This window comes from Sulfuriferula sp. GW1, from assembly GCF_047300855.1.
GTDB lineage: Bacteria > Pseudomonadota > Gammaproteobacteria > Burkholderiales > Sulfuriferulaceae > Sulfuriferula.
This window is the reverse complement of the sequence record NZ_CP170197.1, coordinates 483,637-505,301: the sequence shown is the minus strand read 5'-3', so window position 1 is coordinate 505,301 and position 21,665 is coordinate 483,637. Positions and strand designations below refer to the sequence as shown.

At 58.3% G+C, this 21,665-nt stretch carries 14 protein-coding genes, 1 tRNA gene and 1 riboswitch; of the genes, 6 read left to right on the top strand and 9 right to left on the bottom strand.

What is annotated here, in order from left to right:
• Positions 1-6: 6 nt before the first annotated feature.
• Positions 7-1,272, top strand: coding sequence for a YeaH/YhbH family protein (locus ACFDAU_RS02445; protein WP_413438482.1), 1,266 nt, complete (start codon positions 7-9; stop codon positions 1,270-1,272).
• 1 nt (position 1,273) lies between these two features.
• Positions 1,274-2,788 (top strand): SpoVR family protein, encoded by a 1,515-nt coding sequence (locus ACFDAU_RS02440; RefSeq protein WP_413438481.1) that lies wholly within the window; start codon positions 1,274-1,276, stop codon positions 2,786-2,788.
• Between the two features lie 290 nt (positions 2,789-3,078).
• Here the strand turns inward: ACFDAU_RS02440 and ACFDAU_RS02435 are convergent, their stop codons facing one another.
• Positions 3,079-3,414 (bottom strand): PsiF family protein, encoded by a 336-nt coding sequence (locus ACFDAU_RS02435; RefSeq protein ID WP_413438480.1) that lies wholly within the window; start codon positions 3,412-3,414, stop codon positions 3,079-3,081.
• 127 nt (positions 3,415-3,541) lie between these two features.
• On the opposite strand from ACFDAU_RS02435, the gene ACFDAU_RS02430 reads away from it, so the two are divergent.
• A complete protein-coding gene (locus ACFDAU_RS02430; RefSeq protein ID WP_413438479.1) occupies positions 3,542-4,522 on the top strand; it encodes a serine/threonine protein kinase in 981 nt (326 codons plus the stop codon).
• Positions 4,523-4,641: 119 nt separating this feature from the next.
• On the top strand, positions 4,642-5,190 hold the full coding sequence (locus ACFDAU_RS02425; RefSeq protein WP_413438478.1) for a DUF1415 domain-containing protein: 549 nt from the start codon (positions 4,642-4,644) through the stop codon (positions 5,188-5,190).
• A 317-nt stretch (positions 5,191-5,507) separates the two neighbouring features.
• On the opposite strand, the gene ACFDAU_RS02420 is transcribed toward ACFDAU_RS02425, so the two are convergent.
• The 4 genes from ACFDAU_RS02420 to thiS all read right to left on the bottom strand — a co-directional run bounded on the left by ACFDAU_RS02420 (position 5,508) and on the right by thiS (position 8,560).
• Positions 5,508-6,740 carry a TIGR03862 family flavoprotein gene (locus tag ACFDAU_RS02420; RefSeq protein WP_413438477.1) on the bottom strand — a complete coding sequence of 411 codons (1,233 nt, stop codon included), beginning with the start codon at positions 6,738-6,740 and terminating at the stop codon, positions 5,508-5,510.
• Between the two features lie 74 nt (positions 6,741-6,814).
• On the bottom strand, positions 6,815-7,501 hold the full coding sequence (gene trmB, locus ACFDAU_RS02415) for a tRNA (guanosine(46)-N7)-methyltransferase TrmB (RefSeq protein WP_413438476.1): 687 nt from the start codon (positions 7,499-7,501) through the stop codon (positions 6,815-6,817).
• A gap of 3 nt (positions 7,502-7,504) precedes the next feature.
• Entirely contained in the window at positions 7,505-8,287 is a 783-nt protein-coding gene (locus tag ACFDAU_RS02410; RefSeq protein ID WP_413438475.1) for a thiazole synthase, read from the bottom strand.
• A 69-nt stretch (positions 8,288-8,356) separates the two neighbouring features.
• Complete coding sequence (thiS, locus tag ACFDAU_RS02405; protein WP_413438474.1) at positions 8,357-8,560, bottom strand: sulfur carrier protein ThiS; 204 nt, start codon at positions 8,558-8,560, stop codon at positions 8,357-8,359.
• Between the two features lie 50 nt (positions 8,561-8,610).
• Between thiS and ACFDAU_RS02400 the strand changes: the two genes are divergently transcribed.
• Positions 8,611-8,684: transfer RNA gene (locus tag ACFDAU_RS02400), tRNA-Gly, on the top strand.
• A gap of 104 nt (positions 8,685-8,788) precedes the next feature.
• Positions 8,789-8,875, top strand: a riboswitch (cyclic di-GMP riboswitch).
• 93 nt (positions 8,876-8,968) lie between these two features.
• Positions 8,969-11,221: a DUF1631 domain-containing protein gene (locus tag ACFDAU_RS02395; RefSeq protein ID WP_413438473.1), complete on the top strand. Its 2,253-nt coding sequence runs from the start codon at positions 8,969-8,971 to the stop codon at positions 11,219-11,221.
• Between the two features lie 30 nt (positions 11,222-11,251).
• Here the strand turns inward: ACFDAU_RS02395 and ACFDAU_RS02390 are convergent, their stop codons facing one another.
• Genes ACFDAU_RS02390 through glgC form a run of 4 tightly spaced genes read right to left on the bottom strand, consistent with a single transcriptional unit; the run spans position 11,252 to position 21,646 of the window.
• Entirely contained in the window at positions 11,252-16,408 is a 5,157-nt protein-coding gene (locus ACFDAU_RS02390) for a malto-oligosyltrehalose synthase (protein ID WP_413438472.1), read from the bottom strand.
• Complete coding sequence (gene treZ / locus ACFDAU_RS02385) at positions 16,405-18,237, bottom strand: malto-oligosyltrehalose trehalohydrolase (protein ID WP_413438471.1); 1,833 nt, start codon at positions 18,235-18,237, stop codon at positions 16,405-16,407. Before treZ ends, ACFDAU_RS02390 begins: the two co-directional genes overlap by 4 nt.
• On the bottom strand, positions 18,234-20,366 hold the full coding sequence (gene glgX / locus ACFDAU_RS02380; protein ID WP_413438470.1) for a glycogen debranching protein GlgX: 2,133 nt from the start codon (positions 20,364-20,366) through the stop codon (positions 18,234-18,236). Before glgX ends, treZ begins: the two co-directional genes overlap by 4 nt.
• A gap of 50 nt (positions 20,367-20,416) precedes the next feature.
• Entirely contained in the window at positions 20,417-21,646 is a 1,230-nt protein-coding gene (gene glgC, locus ACFDAU_RS02375; RefSeq protein ID WP_413438469.1) for a glucose-1-phosphate adenylyltransferase, read from the bottom strand.
• Positions 21,647-21,665: the final 19 nt, after the last annotated feature.

Here is a 21,665-nt window from a genome sequence, read left to right as displayed (position 1 = left end):
GTTGCCATGAGCCAGCTCGTCGATCGCCGCCTGTCCGGCAAAAACCGCAGCGCCGTCAACCGCCAGCGCTTTCTGCGCCGTTTCAAGGTGCAGATACGCGAAGCTGTGAAGCAGGCGGTTTCCAGCCGCAAAGTGGCTGATCTGGCGCGCGGTGAGAAGATTTCCATACCTGCCAAAGGCATGTCCGAGCCGGCATTCCATCACGGCCCGGGCGGCCGCCGCAACATCGTCCATCCCGGCAACCGCGAGTTCGTACGCGGCGACAAGGCAGATCGCCCCCCCAGCGGCGGCGGAGGTGGGGGCGGCGGCAGCGCCTCGGAAGACGCCGAAGGCATGGACGATTTCGTGTTCGAACTATCGCGTGAAGAATTCATGGACTATTTTTTCCAGGATCTGGCGCTGCCGGACATGGTAAAGAAACAGCTCGCCGCCGTGCCCGAGGTGAAACGCACACGCGCCGGATTCGTCAGTCAGGGCAACCCGTCCAGTCTGCATGTGGTGCGCTCCATGAAACAGGCCATCGGCAGGCGTATGGCGATGTCATCCAGCCCGCGCGAAGCATTGCGTGAAGCCGAAGAAGCGTTGCAGCAACTACTGGATCAAGGCCGCGACGCCAGCCCTGAAGCCGACGCCCTGCGTGAGGAAATAGTCAGTCTCAAGGCACGCATTGCCGCCGTGCCTTTCATCGATACCTGGGACTTGCGCTACGCCAACCGGGTGGACAAGCCCACACCGAGCAGCCAGGCCGCAATGTTCTGTCTGATGGATGTATCCGGCTCAATGGACGAAAACCGCAAAAATATCGCCAAGCGCTTTTTCATGCTGCTCTACCTGTTTCTCACCAAAAGCTACGAGCGCATCGATCTGGTGTTCATTCGTCACCACACGACGGCCAAAGAGGTCGATGAGGAGGATTTCTTTTCTTCGCGCGAATCCGGCGGCACAGTAGTATCCAGTGCGCTGGTGCTGATGCGCGACATCATCCGCGAGCGCTATCCTTCGGCCAACTGGAACATCTATGCTGCGCAGGCGTCGGATGGCGACAACTGGGAAAACGATTCGCCGCGCTGCCGGGAACTGCTGGTGCAGGACATTCTGCCTCTGACGCAGTATTTCGCTTACGTCGAAATCGAAACCGAACAGCCGCAAAGCCTGTGGCGTGAATACACTCAGGTCAGTGCAGCCAGCCGGCGCTTTGCCATGCAACGCATCCTCTCGCTGGAAGACATCTACCCGGTATTTCGTGAACTGTTCAGGAAAAAGGTGGCCTGATATGACCGATACAAATCCCGCCGTCGAACGTCGGCCTTTGTCCGAAGGTTCCGAATGGACCTTCGAGCTGCTCGACACCTACGATCGCGAGATCGGCTTGGCCGCTGCGCACTACGGACTGGACACTTACCCGCGCCAGATCGAGGTCATCACCTCCGAACAGATGATTGACGCCTACGCCTCGGTCGGCATGCCGGTCGGCTATCACCACTGGTCCTACGGCAAAGGCTTTCTGTCTACGCAAAAAAGCTACCAGCGCGGCCAGATGGGGCTGGCCTACGAAATCGTCATCAATTCCAGCCCGTGCATCGCCTACCTGATGGAAGAAAACACCATGACCATGCAGGCGCTGGTGATTGCGCATGCCGCCTATGGCCACAATTCTTTTTTCAAGGGCAATTACCTGTTCCGCACCTGGACCGACGCCGAGGGCATCCTCGACTACCTGGTATTCGCGCGCAATTTCATCGCCGAGTGCGAGCAGCGTCACGGCGAAGAAGCCGTCGAAGACATGCTCGACTCCTGCCACGCCCTGATGAATTACGGTGTAGACCGTTACAAGCGCCCGACCCGGCTCTCCATGGCCAAGGAACAGGCGCGCCTGATCGAGCGCGAAACCTATCTGCAGTCCCAGGTCAACGACCTGTGGCGCACGCTGCCCAGCCGGAGGCCAGAAGGTGAACGGCGCAAGACCAGCCGCTTTCCTGCCGAGCCGCAAGAAAATCTGCTGTACTTCATCGAAAAAAATGCCCCGCGTCTCGAACCATGGCAGCGCGAAATCGTCCGGATCGTCAGGAAGATCGCCCAGTATTTCTACCCCCAGCGCCAGACTCAGGTGATGAACGAAGGCTGGGCCACGTTCTGGCACTACACCCTGTTAAATCACCTGTACGACGCGGGAAAGCTCACCGATGGCTTCATGATGGAATTCCTGCAAAGCCACACCAATGTGGTCTATCAGCCGCCGTTTCACAGCCGCGCCTACAGCGGCATCAACCCATACGCGCTGGGCTTTTCGATGTTTCAGGACATTCGCCGCATATGCGAACACCCCACCGACGAAGACCGCCACTGGTTCCCGGAACTGGCCGGTAGCGACTGGAAGCAGTCGCTTGATTTCGCCATGCGCAACTTCAAGGACGAAAGCTTCATCGCCCAGTACCTGTCGCCCAAACTCATCCGCGACTTCAAACTGTTCGCCGTGTGCGACGACGACACCGAGGACAAGCTCGAAATCAGCGCCATCCATGACGACGCCGGCTATCGCGCGGTGCGCCAGCGCCTGGCCGAACAATACAACCTTGGCAACCGTGAACCCAACATCCAGGTCTACAACGTCGACGCCTACGGTGACCGCGCCCTGACCTTGCGCCACTACATGCACGATCGCCGCCCGCTCGGCGACACCACCCCGGAAATGCTGCGCCACATAGCGCGCCTGTGGGGCTATAACGTGCGGATGGAAAGCGTGGATCAGGACGGAATAGCTACCACCGTGGGACTGTGCGAAGTTTGAACCTGAAAAAATCAGTTAGCCACAGAGAACACAGAGTTCACAGAGGCAGCGGGGTTCGCAGGGATGGGCGGGGCTTGTCGCCCAACTCGCAAAAAAATAGGTTGCCGTAAATATTGGTTTCATCCATCCGGTGAAGCAGAAAAATAGGTGGAAACCGCTTCATCTCTTTGTTCTCTGTGGCTTGAATCGCGATTTTTAGGTTGAATCTCACAAGCTCCCTGCAATCGCAACACGTCAGGCAGCCAATAAAAAACCCCGCCGCAGCGGGGTTTTTTCAGCCATATCCAGACCTATTTTTTCATGTTTTCCGGGCCTTTGGCTTTCAGGCACTCGCTCATGAATTTTTTGTGCTCCGCGCCTTTCATGCCTTTGGAAGCAGTCGAGCATGCGCCCATGGCGTTTTTGGGTTTGGCGGCAGCGGCAGGCTCGCCTTTCGCTGGTGCAGCAGCAGGTGCCGACAGGCAACTCTTCATGAAGGCTTTGCGTTCTTCACCTTTGAGTGACTTGGCTGCGGCATCTTTATTGCATGCGCCCATTTTGGTTTGCTGTTCGGTTTTTGCCGATGCAGAGAATGGAGTAAAGGCAAGTGCTGCGGCCATAATCAGTGCTGTCATCAATTTATTCATGTCGTCTCCACAATTCGGTTAGGAAAAGCCAGCCACGGGTGTGACCTGGGCAGTATAACGAATCACGCTGCTGGATAGTTGACACGCCTACGCGTCGATATCAGCCGGCTTCCCGTACAATACGCCAATGGAAACACACGCTTTTGCCGGTTTGACACCGGATCACGTGCTCGACGCCGTCGACAGCCTCGGCTTGCGCACCGACGGCCGCCTGCTCGCGCTCAACAGCTATGAAAACCGTGTGTATCAGGTCGGCATGGAGGACAACGCGCCCATCGTCGCCAAATTCTACCGCCCGCAGCGCTGGAGCGACGCCGCCATACTCGAAGAGCACGCCTTTGTGAGCGATCTCGTGGGCCGCGAAATACCCGTCGTGCCGGCGCTGTCCATGCATGACCGCACACTGCACACCCACGCCGGCTTCCGTTTCAGCGTGTTCGCCAAGCACGGCGGCCGCGCCCCGGAGCTGGACAATCCCGCCACGCTGGAGTGGCTGGGCCGCTTCATCGGCCGCATCCACGCGGTCGGCGCCATTGCCCCCTATCAGCACCGCCCCACGCTCGATATCGCCAGCTTTGGCGAGGAACCCAGCACCTACCTGTTAAGCCACGACTTCATCCCGATTGAACTGGTTGAAGTCTATCGCGGCGTGGTGGCGCAGGCGCTGGACGGCGTGCGTCATTGCTTCGACCGTGCCGGAGAAGTTGCCAGCCTGCGCCTGCACGGCGATTGTCACATCGGCAACGTGCTGTGGACGGACGCCGGGCCGCATTTCGTGGATTTCGACGACAGCCGCATGGGACCCGCGGTGCAGGACCTGTGGATGCTGCTGTCCGGCGAACGCGGCGAGATGACGCGACAGCTCGCCGACCTGCTGGCCGGCTACGAGGATTTCCACGATTTCGACCCGCGCGAACTGCACCTGATCGAAGCCCTGCGCACCTTGAGGCTGATCCACTACGCTGCCTGGATTGCCCGGCGCTGGGACGACCCGGCTTTCCCCGCAGCGTTCCCCTGGTTCAATACCCAGCGCTACTGGCAGGACCGCATCCTGGAACTGCGCGAGCAGATCGCGCTGATGGACGAGCCGCCGCTGTGGGTGGGGTGATTTCCAACAGCATGCGCCACAGACATCTCAGAAAGTACGTAGCCAGCATTGGCTGTTTTTCTCTGAGCCTTCTGTGATCTCCGTGGCAAAATCCGTTTTCAGCACCAAGGAGTACCCCAATGCCCACCGATACCGAAATCATCGACGCCACCCGAACCTGGCTCGAACAAGCCGTCATCGGCCTCAACCTCTGCCCATTCGCCAAGGCTGTCCACGTCAAACAGCAGATTCGTTATGTCGTGAGTGCGGCCACTACCCCTGAAGCGCTGCTCGAAGACTTGCTGACTGAATTGCGTACGCTGCAGGACACCGACGCCGAGCAAACCGATACCACGTTGCTGATCCACCCGTACGTGCTAGGTGATTTTCTTGACTACAACGATTTTCTCGACATCGCCGATGCCGCCGCTGCCGAGCCGGAATTCGACAACGCGTTCCAGATTGCCAGTTTCCATCCCCAATACCAGTTCGCCGACACGGCCCCGGACGACATCGAGAACTACACCAACCGCTCGCCTTACCCGATGCTGCACCTGTTGCGCGAAGCCAGCGTGGAGCGCGCCGTGGCTGCCTTCCCGGAAGCCGAACAGATTTTTGAAAAGAATATGGAAACGCTCAATGCACTGGGGCTTGAGGGATGGAACAAATTGGGGGTGGGTAAGGCTTGAGCGGCTTTAGCCACAGAGATCACAGAATTCACAGAGAAAAACGCCCCATCGGCTTGAGCACTGAAAACTCTGTGATCTCTGTGTTCTCTGTGGCAAATGAACCTGGAAAAAGCAGTTAGTCCACGAAAAACACGAAAAGCACGAAATGGGGTAAGCGGGCATTTCGCCATAAGGCGAAGGCTCGCAAAATATTCAAAGAGATATCAAGCCGTATATCGTTACCCAATGGGTGAATGACTCGGTTTGTATAATCTGTTGATTTATTTCGTGCTTTTCGTGTTTTTCGTGGATCAATAGCCGTTTTTAGGATGAATTTTTCAAATAGCGCCCAGCCAGGCCAACACCCCTAAGCCTGCTGCACGTCCGCTGGCAAAACACGCGGTCAGCAAATAGCCACCGGTAGGCGCCTCCCAGTCGAGCATCTCACCCGCGCAAAATACGCCGGGCAGAGTGCGCAGCATTCCGTGCGCATCCAGCGCCTCGAACATCACGCCACCCGCACTGCTGATCGCTTCGTCGAGCGGGCGCGGGGCGATCAGGCGTATCGGCAGGGCCTTGATGAGGGCGGCCAGGCGCGCAGGATCGGCGAAATCTTCGGCACTGCCGATTTCACGCAGCAGCGCCATTTTGACGCCATGAATATTCACACGGCTGTGCAGGTGGCTGGACACCGAACGCGAACCGCGCGGGTGGGCGATTTCCCGGGTGAGGCGCGCCCGTTCCCAGCCGGGGGCAAGGTCGAGGTGGATCGTGGCTGACCCGGTTGCGGCAATGGCGTCGCGCAGCCGCGCGGAAGCGGCGTAAATCAGCCCGCCTTCCAGCCCGGTGGCGGTCAGCATCAGCTCACCCTGTTTGCGGAATGGCGCACCGGCGGCAGCGGTGAAATCCAGCACCACGGACTTGATCGCCTGACCGGCAAAGCGGCTGCGCAAGTGCTCGCTCCAGCCTACGTCGAAGCCGCAGTTGGCGGGTTGCAGCGCGGCGACCGGCACGCCCTGCGCCTGGAGTATCGGCACCCAGGCACCGTCCGAACCCAGTTTCGCCCAGCTGCCGCCGCCCAGCGCCAGCACCACGGCGTCTGCGCGGATCTGGCGTTCGCCATCCGGAGTGGCAAAGCGCAGTGCGTTGTTTTCTACCCAGCCCAGCCAGCGGTGCCGCACATGAAACACAACGCCGGATTCCCGCAGCCGATGCAACCAGGCGCGCAGCAGCGGCGCAGCTTTTTTGTCGGTGGGGAATACGCGCCCTGATGTACCCACGAAGGTGTCATGCCCCAGGGCATGCACCCAATCGCGCAAGGCTTGCGCGCTGAACCCTTGCAGCCACGGCGCCACAGCTTGACTGCGATTGCCGTAGCGGCTCAGGAATTGCGCCTGCGCTTCGGTATGGGTGAGATTCAGACCGCCCCTGCCTGCCAGCAGGAACTTGCGCCCCACTGAGGGCATGGCATCGTACACGGCAACCCGCACGCCTGCCGCCGCGAGGGTTTCCGCCGCCATCAGCCCGGCGGGGCCGCCGCCAATGATGGCAACCTGTTTATTCGTTGGCATGGATCAGACCAGGTTATTCGGCGAATCGCTGTGCCATGCGGCTGCCGTGCGCTGGAAAAATTCCTAAAGAAACATTATTCGGCTTTACGAAATATGACATCCCATACCCCATGCCCCAGCCGCATCCCGCGTTGCTCGAACTTGGTCAGCGGACGGTAGTCCGGCCGCGGGGCGTAGCCATCAGCTGCGTTGGTGAGCGCTGGCTCACCGGACAGCACCTCCAGTATCTGGATGGCGTAGTCCTCCCAGTCGGTGGCGCAATGCAAATAACCGCCGGGGGCGAGCTTGCGGGCAATCAGCGCGACGAAATCGGACTTGATCAGGCGGCGCTTGTTGTGACGTTTCTTGTGCCACGGGTCGGGGAAAAAAATATGCACGCCGGCAAGACTGCCATCGGGGATCATGTCGCGCAGCACTTCCACGGCGTCATGCTGGATGATGCGCAGGTTGGTGAGTGCGCGCTCCTGGATCTGGTTCAGCAGGCTGCCCACGCCAGGACTATGCACTTCGATGCCGAGGTAGTCGTTTTCGGGATGCGCACTGGCGATCACCGCGGTAGCGTCGCCCATGCCGAAGCCGATTTCCAGAATTTTCGGGGCGTCGCGTCCAAACGCTGCTGCGAGGTCCAGCGCCTGAACGGCATAAGGGATGCCGTATACTGCTTTCAGGCTGTCATGCGCACGCTGCTGGGCGACCGACATGCGCCCCTGGCGCAGCACAAAGCTGCGGATGGGGCGCCCGACTGGGCTGGTTTCGGCCATGGTTCAGGAACCGATCACGCCGCTAGTGGGCGAGGACGGGCTGGCGGTGTAGATTTTTTTCGGCATGCGCCCGGCCAGGTACGCCTCGCGCCCGGCCTGCACCGCCTTGTTCATGGCAGAGGCCATCAGCACCGGGTCTTGCGCCCCGGCGATGGCGGTGTTCATCAGCACCCCGGCACAACCCAGTTCCATCGCAATGGCCGCGTCCGACGCAGTACCCACGCCCGCGTCCACGATCACCGGCACGCTGGCTTCGTTAATGATGATTTGCAGATTCCACGGGTTGAGGATGCCCATGCCCGAGCCGATCAGGGACGCCAGCGGCATCACCGCCACACAGCCCATCTGTTCCAGCTGTTTGGCGATGATGGGATCGTCGGAGGTATACACCATGATCTTGAAGCCTTCCTTGATGAGGATTTCGGCGGCCCGGATGGTCTCCACCACGTTGGGATAGAGCGATTTCGGATCGCCCAGCACTTCCAGCTTGACCAGATCATGGCCATCCAGCAGTTCGCGCGCCAGACGCAGCGTGCGTACAGCCTCATCGGCCGTGTAACAGCCGGCGGTGTTGGGCAGATAGGTATATTTCGACGGCGGTAGCGCATCCAGCAGATTAGGCTGGCTGGGGTCCTGGCCGAGGTTGGTGCGACGGATGGTCACGGTAACAATCTCGGCGCCGCTGGCTTCCACAGCCCGGCGTGTTTCATCGAAATCCTTGTATTTACCGGTGCCGACCAGCAGGCGGGATGAATAATCGCGACCTGCGATAGTTAAAGTATCCATACGATTCTCGGAATCTCGAAAGTAGAGTTCAGGATGCGTCTGGCCCAGGCCAGACACGAAGATGGCAGGCTAACCGCCGCCGACCGCGACCACGATTTCCAGCTGGTCACCTGATGCCAGCGCCACCGTGTCGAACTGGCTACGCGGCACAATCTCGCCGTTGCGTTCGATGGCAATGCGTTTACCGGTCAATTCCAGATTGACAATCAGCTGGGCTACATTGAGCGGCTGCGGAAATTGCTGGGCGGCGCCATTAATAGTGAGTTCGATCAACTTCAAATACCCTTACAATTCAAGTATGATGCGTTTTCCATTTTACCATAGCGGGCGTCGTATAATGGTAATACCCTAGCTTCCCAAGCTAGAGCCGTGGGTTCGATTCCCATCGCCCGCTCCAAGAATTTCCCTAAAGTTCCAAAAACTGCCGCCGTAATACCTTGCGACGGGTATGAACACCTTCATTCCCGTTACAGATGCATTCCGCCTCACGGCGTACCATAGCATTTGTCAGGGCAAATCCGCTGAAAGGCGGAGACGCAAAATTTCCGGTCTAAGGGGCTCAGGCGCTATGACAGCGGGGTTGCCAAATGCGGGGTTAATGTTCCCGCCATTCAGCATTGCATCGCCTATTTTGGTGATGTCCCCGTTTGCGCCTGCCGCTCAGCCTGAAGGACATATGTCATGACGGACACGCTGCAACGCAATGTAGTAAATATCAATCAGTTTGACCGGTCGCGCAGAACGCTGACGGCCGCGGAGGCGCTTGAGCTACTGCATGCATGTCGCGATCAGGCCATTGAAGCCATCTGCCACGCCTGGCAGGGGAAAAACACACAAGTGGAAGATAGCTTGCTGGCCAACGCCGATCAGTCCCCTACGCTGGAAACCCGCAACCTCTACTATGCTGCCCAGGGTATTGTGCATAACCGCGGCGATGCGCTGACGCTTGCCCTGCGCAAGCATTTCATTGAATCTTTCGATAGTCGTACCAGAGCCACCGGATCAAGCGGCAAAGAGGCCAAACCCGGCATGTTGAGCATGGAACTGGCGCTGGTGGATGAGGAAGATTTCGAGCAGTCGCTGGCACTTAGCAAAGCAGCCGCCCGTTTGCGGTTTGATTCCGTAGAAGAACTGGCAGCACTGGATCAACGCGTTTCTGCCCTGTTGCAGGATCCGCAAGCCAGGGATGAACGCAATCCTCTGGGCGCCAAAGCCATTTGCCTGGCGTTTCTTGCAGCCTGCGAACAACTCGAAGTGAGTTCTCAAATCAAGCTGGTACTGCTGCAACAATTTGGGCAAAGAATCGCGAGCGACCTGCCAAAAATATATCAGCGCCTGAACCAGTTTCTGGTCAGCAAGGATATCCTGCCATCGATTCGCGTCGGCCTGGCCGAGCATAAAAACCGCCCGCGTCATACTTCAGCCAAAACTGACGCGGTCGAACCTGAGAGCGCAGACCAGCAAGATACATTCGCCCTGCTGCTGCAGCAGCTGATCGGAAAAGCGGCTGCGTCCGGATCAGGCGGCATCTCGCTTCCCCAGGGCACCGCGACAACTGCTTCGCCCGCATCGGTAGCCAATCTGATCAATTCGCTCACCCAGCTGCAACATGGCGTGGTGGGTAGCGCACCCGTCAGCACCGTGTCGGGCTTCGATACCGGCTTGTTACAATCCGGCTCGGTCAATATTCTGCGCGATATCCGCACAGCCGGGCTGGTCAACATGAACAGCCAGGTGGATGCATTCACCATCGATATCGTTGCCATGCTGTTTGACTATATCTTCGATGACCGCACCATACCGGACAAGCTCAAGGCGCTGATTGGCCGCCTGCAAATCCCGGTATTGAAGGTAGCAATGCTGGACAAACAGTTTTTCTCGAAAAAATCGCACCCTGCACGCCGCCTGCTGGATGAGATTGCCGCTGCCTCTATCGGTTGGCACGAAACCGGCGAGTACAACACCCGCCTATTCGATAAACTCGACAGCATTGTGCAATCCATCCTGGCCGATTTCTCCGAAGACGTAGAAATCTTCGCCACTTTGCTCGACGACTTGCTGGATTTTTTGGCGGCTCATCAGTCTCAGACCGAGTCGGCTATCGAACAATCCGCACAAAACATGGAGGCCGCGGAACGGGCCGAAATTGCCAAAGTCGTCGTTGCCGACGAAATTCGACGCGCGTCAGAGGGCGTGCAGCTGCCCGATGCTATCCGCGAATTTCTGGATGGCCCATGGCAACAGGTACTGAGCCATACCTTCACGGATCAGGGAGAACAGAGCCAGGCCTGGCAAACCAACCTGAAAACCATGCAAGACCTGGTATGGAGCGTTACGCCCAAGCGCAATACCGAAGACCGTTTATCGCTCGTTGTCATGCTGCCCGACCTGCTCAAACATCTGCGTGAAGGCATGAACAGCATCCAGTTAGACCCCAAAGAGCGTGAAATCGTGTTCTCGCGGCTGGTGACTTGCCATGCCTCTGCGGTCAAGGCAGGTTTGCAGCTACAGCAGGAATTGCACGCAGGCGAATTGCACGTACCCGCAGTCACGGTGAGTGAGGACGCAAATATTGCCGCAGCCGGCGCAACTGACGCGCCAGCGCCGGCCGCTGCCGAGCGCTTTGATCTCGATGCCGCCGACGACATGATCGATGATGAATATACCGATCTTGCACGCAGCCTTAAAAAAGGCGACTGGCTGGAGTTTTACAATGACGACGGCAGCATACGCGTGGCGCGACTGTCCTGGGTAAGCTCGATGCGCGGGATTTATCTGTTTACCAATAACGAGGGGATGGATGCCCTCACGATTGCCTTGTCGCGCCTGGCTGCCCGCTTGCGCGCCAAGGAAGCACACGTCGTCCAGGCCGCGCCACTGACTGAGCGGGCGGTCGAGAAACTGATTCACAAGCTGCAAAATAACGCAGCCTGAAACCTGTTCAAACAGCCAGCGGAAACACCCTCACGCCTGACCGGCTTGAACATTTTCCACGACGACCAGCCCGACCGGAAACTCTGTGAGCACTTGCGCCACGGACAAGGCCCATCCGGAGCCACGCTGATGGAGCCCGAGGATTTTCCCCGTGAAGGCGCATGTGTACTGCTTATCAGGCCGATGAAAGGGTATATCCACGGTCGTATCCCCCCAGATTTTTTCTCCCAGCGGCATCATCCCGGCTTCACCCAGAAGCCGCACGAAAAAGCGTGGCGCCAGCGTAATGACTGCGCGTCCCTCGTCTATACGCGCATAGGCACACACATGGCCGGCATGTTCGCCCCTGACGGCTAGCGGCAAATATTTTCCTTGCTGAAACACCTCCGGCCAGCGCGTCCGCAGCGCCAACGCGGTGCTGATGACCAGCAATTTGGCGCGGCCGTCCTCCAGCGTGTCGCACAGCGCCCTTACTCCGGCACTCCGTTGCTGCGGGGTCCGTGCAGCAAGCCTGTGCAGTGCATCGAGCATGGTTCGCCGTCGCCCGAAATCAACCGGCCGGCGATTGTCGGGATCCACCAGACTGAAATCCCATATTTCGCAACCCTGATACACATCCGGCACACCCGGCACGGTCAGCTTGATCAGCGTCTGCGACAGACTATTGAACATTCCCATCCATGCAATACGCCGCTGCAGAGACAGGAAATTCATCAGAAAAACACTCTCGGGTGGCGCATTAACCAGCGCATTCGCAAACGCCACGATCGCTTCTTCATATGCCGCATTGGGATTTATCCAGCTGGTATGCTCTTTGGCTTCGCGCATTGCCTTGACCAGATATTCCGTCAAGCGGGCATTAAAATTCGCCATTTCATTTGCATCCGGTTCGCCCGGCGGCCAGATACCCAGCAAGGTCTGATAGATGAAATATTCGTCATTGGGCGTAGGCACCAGCATTCCATCCACCAGGCGCTTGAAGCCGCTATTGGCATGACTCCAGTGGCGCAGCGCCAGACGCCAGACCGCCGGTATTTCGGACAGCACATTGATGCGGGCACGCACGTCTTCGCTGCGTTTGGTGTCATGTGTGGAAGTTGCCAGCATGGCATGCGGCCAATGATCTACACGTACCAGATTGGCGCGATGGAAGGCGGTGCGTGTCACGCCGAATTGGCGCGGATCGCCGCCGACTTCGTTGAGCGACAGCAAGCGGTGATAAATATAGGCACTGGTGTCTTCCAGCCCTTTCGCCATGACCGGGCTGGTGAATTGCTGGAACTTCATCGCAAAGGCGAGTACCTGCTCGTAGTAGGCCGGCGCCTTGCCTTCTGCTGCGGCAAGCGTGAGCACGTCACGCAGGAAATCGAAGATGCTGGTATCCGCTGCGGCACTCCTGCGCTTGGCCGCTGCGGTCGCCTGCTCGACGTTATGGCGATCTTCTGCGGTGACTTCACGGGCGCTGATGTAACCTCGATAAACGGGAAAGCAGGCGACTATTTCAGCCAATGCAGAACGCAATCCATTCAGCGTGTAATCGCAAGTCTGGCGATCGGCCTCGGCGATTTTCGAGAGCAGATTGGCCAATACGTTCAACTCGCCCGACAGGGCAGTTTTCATGATGAGCTTCTTGGAGCGGTAGACCAGATCGCCGAAATGAACAGGCTCCCCGATGAAGCCGTTATACAGGCGCTCCATGCGCTCGGCGGCGCTGGTCACCACAAACAGGCCGTTGAGGAGGTTGGTGAATTCGTAACCCGTTGTGCCATGTACTGGCCAACTGGCACGCAAACGCTCATGCACTGCCAGGATTTTTTCCACCACCAGATACGGGGCATGCCCCACACGATTGCATTGTTCAGCCAGCTTGGAAAAATAGGCTTCCGGATCGTACAAGCCATCCGGATGATCCAGGCGCAAGCCATCCAGCTTGCCTTCCTGAACCAGACGTAACAATAGGTGATGGGTCGCGTCGAAGACCTCGTCGTTCTCCATGCGCAACCCGGCCAGATCGTTGATATCGAAAAAACGCCGGTAATTGATTTCGTCCGAGGCCACGCGCCAGAATGCCAGCCGGTACGCTTGTGCCTCAATCAGGCGATGGAGATGATCGAAACTGGACGACTCGCCTGCCGTACCATTGAATAGCTGGATATTTTCTTCCAGAAACCAGGCAATATCTGAGGATCGTTCAACCAGCCCGGCAAGATGGTGCTTGTGTATTTCCTTGTCACGTCTGCGCTCAGCCTGACGCTCGGGTATGCTTTCATCATGTGGGGGAAGATTGCGGAACGCCGTGATCAGGCTCTGGTATTCCATCAGCATGGGATGGTCCTGGCCCAGGCGTGCGCTCAAGGAATCCATGCGATATGCCAGGATTTGCGGATATTGCGCGGGATCCACCGGAAAATGGTGCTCGAAATAATAAATGACGAACTCGCCGCGTCGCGCGTCGAAACGCAGTTGTATTTCGGCATTGTCCAGCACCGCACCATAGCGGTTAGCCAGCACCGGCAGCAGCACCTTGCCGTGCAATTCGGCCTTGGCCGGCTTCCAGTCGATATCGAAGAAACCTGCATGTGCCGATGCCTGCCCGTTTTCCAGCACATCCAGCCACCACACGTTATCGCCGCCCTGCACGCCCATATGGTTCGGCACGATATCCAGCACCTGCCCCATGCCATGTTCTGCAAGAGCCGCGCAAAGCTGTTCAAATTCTTCGTACGTCCCAATCTCGGGATTCAGCGTGTTGTGATCGATGATGTCATAACCATGGCTGCTACCCGGGCGCGCCTTGAGATACGGCGAGGCATACAGATGGGAGATACCCAGCGCGCTCAGGTAGGGAACAATCTCGCGCGCCTGATTAAAGGTGAAATCACGATTGAATTGCAGACGATAAGTGCATAGCGGAATACGTGGTGCAGAGGGGGAAGGCATGTCCAACGGGTGCGACGCCGCGGTTCCCGCTTTGGCACGTTCGGCGTTCAAGGCCTCGACCATGCGCTTCACGCGCGGATCGTCGCGCCATTCCTCCAGATTGACGGTCAGGCGCCGTCGCCAACTCGGATACATATCGCTACCCGCACCGGGCAAATTAACCTGTTCCATCTGGCCGAAAATATCGTCCAGATGGATCATCATCACTTGCGCCGGCGTTCTGGCGAGAAAGCGATGGATCGAGCTCGCCAGTTCCAGCGACAAGTCGGGATTCGCCACGGGATGCAGGCTGCTGCCCTCCTCCAGCAGACCCTCGCGTTCCAGCGCGATCAGCAGGGCGGCGCGATCATGCGAGCGTGCAATGATTTGCTGCTGGCGGACATTGTCATCGGGAAACAGCCCCAGTGTCGCGCGCAGGTCGATATCGCGCCCATCCCAGTAGCCGCGTAGCGTGGGAAGGTCGTGCGTCGTCACCGTCACCAGCGACTGCGCCGGATAGTCGGCGGGCGGCATAAAGCCGCCCTGTGCATCGCGCGAAAAAAACAGCACGCGATAAGAAAGAATGCCGGCCTGCTGCAATCTTTCACGCAAACTATCCGGCACGGTACCGAGATCCTCGCCAATGACCAGGCATTGGTTGCGCTGGCTCTCCAGCATCAGGATGCCCAGCAGGTCATCGAACGGATAGCTCACGTAGCTGCCAGCCACAGCGCCCTCGCCACTGTCATGCGGGATCCAGAACAGCCGCATCAGCCCCATCACATGGTCAATACGCAACGCACCCATGTGGCGCATGTTGGCGCGCAGCGTCGCGATGAATGGCGCATAGGCAGTCTCCTGCAAACGCCCCGGTATCCATGGCGGCAAACCCCAGTCCTGCCCGTTCAGATTAAAGTCATCGGGTGGCGCCCCGACGCCGGCACCGAGCGCATAACAGTCCTGGTTCGCCCAGGCTTCTGCGCCGCCGCGATCAACGCTGACAGCCAGATCGCCATATAACCCCACCCCCAGATCAAAGGTCAGCGATGCCTTGCCGGCCGCATCGAGCTGCTGATCCGCCAGCCATTGCAGGTATTCGTAATACTCGATTTCCTCCACATGGTCTTGCGCGAAGGCCGTGACCATCGGCGCGGCAGGGTCGCGATAGGCCTCCGGCCATACCGGCCAACCCCATACGCTGGCGTCATGTCCCTGAAAATGCGCCTGCAAGGCTTCGAACAATGCATGGCGCCGCAGGGCTGCGCCTCCCTCAACCTGAAAACCGCGAAACTGCTGCCCGCGTTCGCTATTTCCTTTCAAATGACGTGCGCGGAAATGCCGATACAGGTGCGTCAGCAACGCGAGTTTGATGGCTGCGATTTGCGGATAATCCACCAACTCTTCGGAACGCAGCGCACGCAGGCGTGCCTGAAACACTTCATCGGCTACCATGGCGCGCGCTTCCTCGCACCCGGCGAAGTCCGCCACCGCTTCCACGTCGAGGTAAAGGATATTCAGGAACAGGCGGCTGGAAGGACTGTACGGGCTGATATGGGCGGGGTTGCCTGGAAACAGCGCATGCAACGGATTGAGTCCGATAATATCCATGCTGGACTCGCCGGCCAGTTCAACCATCAGACGCAAATCGGTAAAGTCGCCGATACCCCAGTTGCGCTGCGAGCGTACGCCGTAAAGCTGCAGGGCAGGTCCATGAATTCGGCGGCCAGCGGCAAGTGCCGGGGGCTGATAACCGGTAGCGGGCACCCCAATGAGTGTCATGCCGGACTCTATGCCATCCGGCGTGTGCATCGCCAGCTGATGGTAGCCCGCTGGCGGACACACTGGCAGCCGCAACAGGCCGCGTTGATACGGCTCACCATCAATCAGCCTGCCGCCGGTTATTTCCAGCCCGGACGGCTGGAATCTCCCCTCTTCACGCCCACCATCTTCGCGCGTCAATATCCATTGGTGGGTTTTATCCGCGTGCGCAGCCGGAAACGTAACCGGTACTGCCGGCGCACCGTCAGTAGTGCGCACCACCAGCACCGGCGGCAGCAGACGCCGCCATGGGCGCGCTTCGTGCTCGGCCAGGATGACGGACAGATCGCCGTCCAGTTCCACTCCCATCACGTTGAGCAGGGCGCGTTGCGTCGTCGCGCTGGTATGACGGATGTTGCCCCATATATCGAAATATTCGGAAGCAATGCCATACAAGTCTGCAAGCTGCGTCAGCGCATCTGCTTGCGTCAGCGCATCTGCTTGCGTCATGGGATCGCGTCCTCGATGAACCAGCCGGCGCTCCAGGCGGGGATGCGACCGGAGGCCAGCATTGCCGGCAAATCAGGCTGGCTCAGGTATAGCGGCGTGCCGGCAAAATGCAGTGTGCCTTCCACGGCAGCATCGCCCAGATTGGCCAGCAAGGTCAGTCCGCTGCCATCACCCAGACGCCAGCGCACGGTCAGGCCCGATGCCCCGGCCAATTCGAATTCGGCCCCTGCGCCCATGCCCGGCAAACGCGGTACAACATGGTCGCGCCGCAGCCCCAGTAGCCTGCGGTAATGCTCAAGCCAGGCCTTGTGTTGCGGCGCACCCAGACTCCCCCAGTCGAGCTTGCTGTGTTCAAATGTAAGCGGGTCGTTAGGGTCAGGAATCCGCGCACGTGAAGCGGCGTCGGCGAATTCACGGAAATCGGCGAATTCGCGCCGCCTGCCTTCGGTGACGGCATTGGCCAGATCACCCTGAAAATCACAGAAGAACTGGAACGGTGTGGCGGCTGCAAACTCCTCGCCCATGAACAGCATGGGCGGCGATGGCGCCAGCAGCAGCACCGCCAGCACCACTTGCAGCGGCCTGGGTTGCGCAAGCATGGCAATGCGTTCGCCATATGCGCGATTCCCCACCTGGTCATGAGTCTGGCAGAAATTGATAAACGCGCCGGGCGGCAGGTGTCTGCTCGACTCTCCGCGCAGCCGACCTGCGCGGAAGAGCGACGGCTCACCCTGGAAAGCGAAACCCTCTGCCAGGCAGCGCGCCAGATGGCGTATCGGCTGATCGGCATAATCGGCATAGTAACCATCGCGTTCGCCGGTCAGCAGAATATGCAGGGCATGGTGAATATCGTCATTCCACTGTGCGGTAATGGCGCCTTGCTGGAGATAACGCGCTGCATTGGCATCATTTTCCAGAACGAGATGCACCTGTCCGGTACGTCCCGGCCCGGCGTGTACGGCGGCTGCCAGCTCTTCCAGAATGTCCGGGCGGCTATCGTCGACAATGGCGTGCACCGCATCCAGCCGCAAGCCGTCAAAGTGATATTCTTCCAGCCAGTAGAGCGCGTTGTGGATGAAAAAATCACGCACCACGCGACTGCCTTCACCATCAAAATTGATCGCTGCTCCCCACGGGGTGTGGTGACGCTCGCTAAAGAATTGCGGTGCATAGGCATGCAGATAATTGCCATCCGGTCCGAAGTGGTTGTACACCACGTCGAGCAGCACCATTAATCCCTTTGCATGGGCCGCCTGTATCAGTGTCTTGAGCTCATCCGGCGTGCCGTAACTGCTGTCCGGCGCAAACGGCAGCACACCGTCGTAACCCCAGTTGCGACGACCCGGAAAATCCGCCACCGGCATCAGTTCGATCGCGCTGACGCCTAACGCGACAAGGTAATCCAGATGCTGTATTGCGGCGGTGAAGCTGCCTTCCCGGGTAAAGCATCCCACGTGCATTTCGTAAATGACTGCCGAGTGCCATGGACGCCCCTGCCAATTCCGGTCCTGCCACTCGAAGGCCGCAGCATCGACTATACAGCTAGGTCCATGAACATCCTGGGGGTTTGCACGCGAGGCCGGATCGGGCACGCTTAGCCCGCCATCGATACGATAACGATAAAGCATTCCCGGCCTTGCCTGGGGCGGCGGCAATTCGAGCTGAAACCAGCCGCCATCAAGCCGATTCATTGGCACAACGCTGTTCTCGCCCGGCGATTTTTCCAGACACAATTCCACCAGCTCCGCCGCGGGCGCCCATAAACGAAAACGCACGCTGTTATCCGGGAGCAGGCTGGCGCCGAATGGCATTTCATGCATGCGTCTCATTGGGTAAGCTCATGTTTCATTAACACCAGCGACCGCCCGCCTACGGGGTAACCCTGACCTGCCTTGTAACGCACAATCTCCGGTGCACCCGTTGCATTAATGGTGTCGAGCAGCACATCCCAATAGTAGTGCCCGTCGAATTCCGGTAGCGTGAAAGTGATGTCTTCATGGTGCGCATTGATCAGCATCAACAGATTGTCGTCGGTCAGGACACGCCCGCGATCATCGGTTTCGAGCAGCGTATCGCCTGCAAAATAAACGCCCAGGCAGCGTGAAAACGCCTGAGCCCAGTCACTCTCGCTCATTTCGATCCCGTCCGGATTGAGCCAGACGATATCTTTTACTTCGCCGCCGCGAATCGGGCGTCCATGGAAGAAATAGCGGCGTCTCAGCAAGGGATGCGCTTTGCGCAGGCTGATAACGCGACGGGTGAATTCCAGCAAATCCTCATCCTGTGGCTTCAGATCCCACGCTAGCCAGCTGATCTCGTTGTCCTGACAATACGCATTGTTGTTGCCATGCTGGGTGCGGCCCATCTCGTCGCCGGCAAGCAGCATCGGGACGCCTTGGGAGAACAGCAGCGTAGCCAGTAAATTGCGCTTCTGACGGGCACGCAAGGCGTTGATCTCCGGATCGTCGGTTTCACCTTCGACGCCGCAATTCCAGGAATGGTTGTTGTCGTTGCCATCCCGGTTTTCCTCCTGGTTGGCCTCATTATGTTTGTCGTTGTAAGTCACCAGATCATGCAGCGTAAATCCATCGTGCGCGCTGATGAAATTGATGCTGGCATGCGGCCTGCGACCACTACGTTCATACAGGTCGCTGGAGCCGGTCAGACGTTGGGCCAATTCTCCGATCAGGCCCCCATCGCCTTTCCAGTAAGCCCTGATATTGTCGCGGTAACGATCATTCCATTCCGCCCAGCCGATGGGAAAATTACCCACTTGATAACCGCCTTCACCCAGATCCCAGGGCTCGGCAATCAGCTTGACCGTGCCGAGCACCGGATCCTGGCTGATTGTGTCGAAAAACGTGCCGAGCCGGTCCACTTCATGCAATTCGCGCGCCAGCGCGGAAGCCAGGTCGAAGCGAAAGCCATCCACGTGCATTTCCTGCACCCAGTAGCGCAGACTGTCCATGATCAACTGGAGTACGCGCGGATGGCGCATATCGAGGGTGTTGCCGCAACCCGTGTAGTCCATGTAATAGCGCCGATCATCTTCCACCAGCCGATAGTAGGAGGCATTGTCGATACCCCGAAAAGACAGCGTCGGCCCCAGATGGTTACCTTCGGCGGTGTGGTTGTAGACCACGTCAAGAATGACCTCCATGCCCGCAGAATGAAACGTTTTCACCATGGTTTTGAATTCGCTTACGTGCCCGCTGGCCGAGTAGCGTGAATCCGGCGCCATGAAACCGATGGAGTTATAGCCCCAGTAGTTTCTCAGCCCGCGCTCGACCAGATGTCGATCGTCGAGAAAAGCGTGCACCGGCATCAGCTCCACCGTTGTGACACCCAAACGCTTGAGATGCTCTATGGGAGGCTCCATGGAGAGGCCCGCGTAGGTGCCGCGAAACTGGGCGGGGACGTCCGGATGCTGCATGGTGAATCCCTTGACGTGCATCTCGTAGATCACCATATCGTGCCAGGGAATGCATGGGGGTTTGTCGTTACCCCAGGTGAAGGCCTGGTCGATCACCCGGCACTTCGGCATCCCGCTGGCGTTGTCGCGGCGGTCGAAAGACAGATCCGCCAGCTTGCTGCCGATGCGGTAGCCGAAATGGGCGTCGCTCCAGTTTGGCGTGCCCACAATATCCTTGGCATAGGGTTCAATCAGCAATTTATTCGGGTTGAAGCGATGCCCTTCCTGCGGACGATAGGGGCCATGCACCCGATAACCGTAAAGCAGGCCGGGGCGCGCCTCGGGCAGATAGCAATGCCAGACCAGGTCGCTGCGTTCTTTCAGTTCGATACGCTGCACTTCGCGCCGGCCTTTGGGGTCAAAAATACACAGTTCCACTTTTTCGGCATGCTCGGAAAAAAGTGCAAAATTCACCCCTTCGCCGTCCCAGCTTGCGCCACGCGGATTAGGCCGGCCTGGCCACACCGCAGTGATGGGTTTACTCATGAATATCCTCCGGAAGAATTACCTTTGATAGCCTGTACAAATGATTAATCTCAAGAATATCGGCTGCTACTTAGTTCATTACCTCTGGGCACCACGACCAGCCCTGATTCGGCAACATGGTAGCGCGCACGATCTGCGTCCCTGTCATAACCGATCTGCGTACCCGCAGCGATGGTGTTGTAGCGATCCACGATAACGCGGCGCAGCCTGGCCCCCTTGCGGATGATGGTGTAATCCATAATGATGCAGTCTTCCAGCACGACGTCTTCTTCTATCATTACCTCACGCCTGACGATGGAATTGCGGATCGAACCGCCCTTGATGATCGCACCGGCCCCGATCATGCTGTTCCTGATTTGGCCGTCAATGATTTTGGAACTGGGGCCCTGGTAACCGCTCGAAAAAATTCGCCATTTTGGGTTGAAGATATTGAAGCGCGGTTCCAGCCCCAGCAAATCCATATGGGCAGCGTAGTAGGCCTCAATCGTACCGACATCGCGCCAGTAGCCCTGTTCCTCGTAATCGCGTATGCCGGGAACGCGGTTGGTGGAAAAATCATAGGCATAAACTCTATGACTGCGTATCAGGCGCGGCAGAATATGTCGTCCAAAATCATTCTCGCCACGCTCGCGCGCTTCCAGTAACGCGGCCTTGAGTACCTCGGTATTAAACAGATAATTCCCCATGCTGCCATAGGCGCAATCCGGGCGCCCCGGCATGGGAACGGGCTGTTCCGGCTTTTCGATGAAATCGCTGACACGCCCGTCATCATCGGCGGTAATGACACCAAATGATGATGCCAGAGCCAGCGGAATGGGGATGGCTGCCACGCTGACATCGGCTCCATTGCGCTGGTGAAAGCTCACCATTTGCCGCACATCCATACGGTAGATATGGTCCGCACCAAATACCGCGACCAGATCCGGCTCCCTGCTGCCGATCAGATTAAGGTTCTGGTAAACCGCATCTGCCGTCCCCTGAAACCATTCGGGTCCTTCCCGCATCTGTGGCGGCACGACCGTAACGAACTGGTCGGGAATCGCGTTCGACAGGGTCCACGCATGGTTGACGTGTTCGATGAGTGATTGCGACTTGTATTGCACCAGCAGATAAATCGAGCGGATGCCTGAGTTCACCAGGTTGCTCAACACGAAATCCACAATACGGAAACGCCCACCGAATGGTACGGAGGGTTTGGAGCGAACAGCCGTCAGCGGGTACAAGCGCGAGCCTTCACCACCAGCCAGTACAAGAGCCAGAATGGTGGGATTTGAATTCATTTGTTTTCCTTAAATTTGG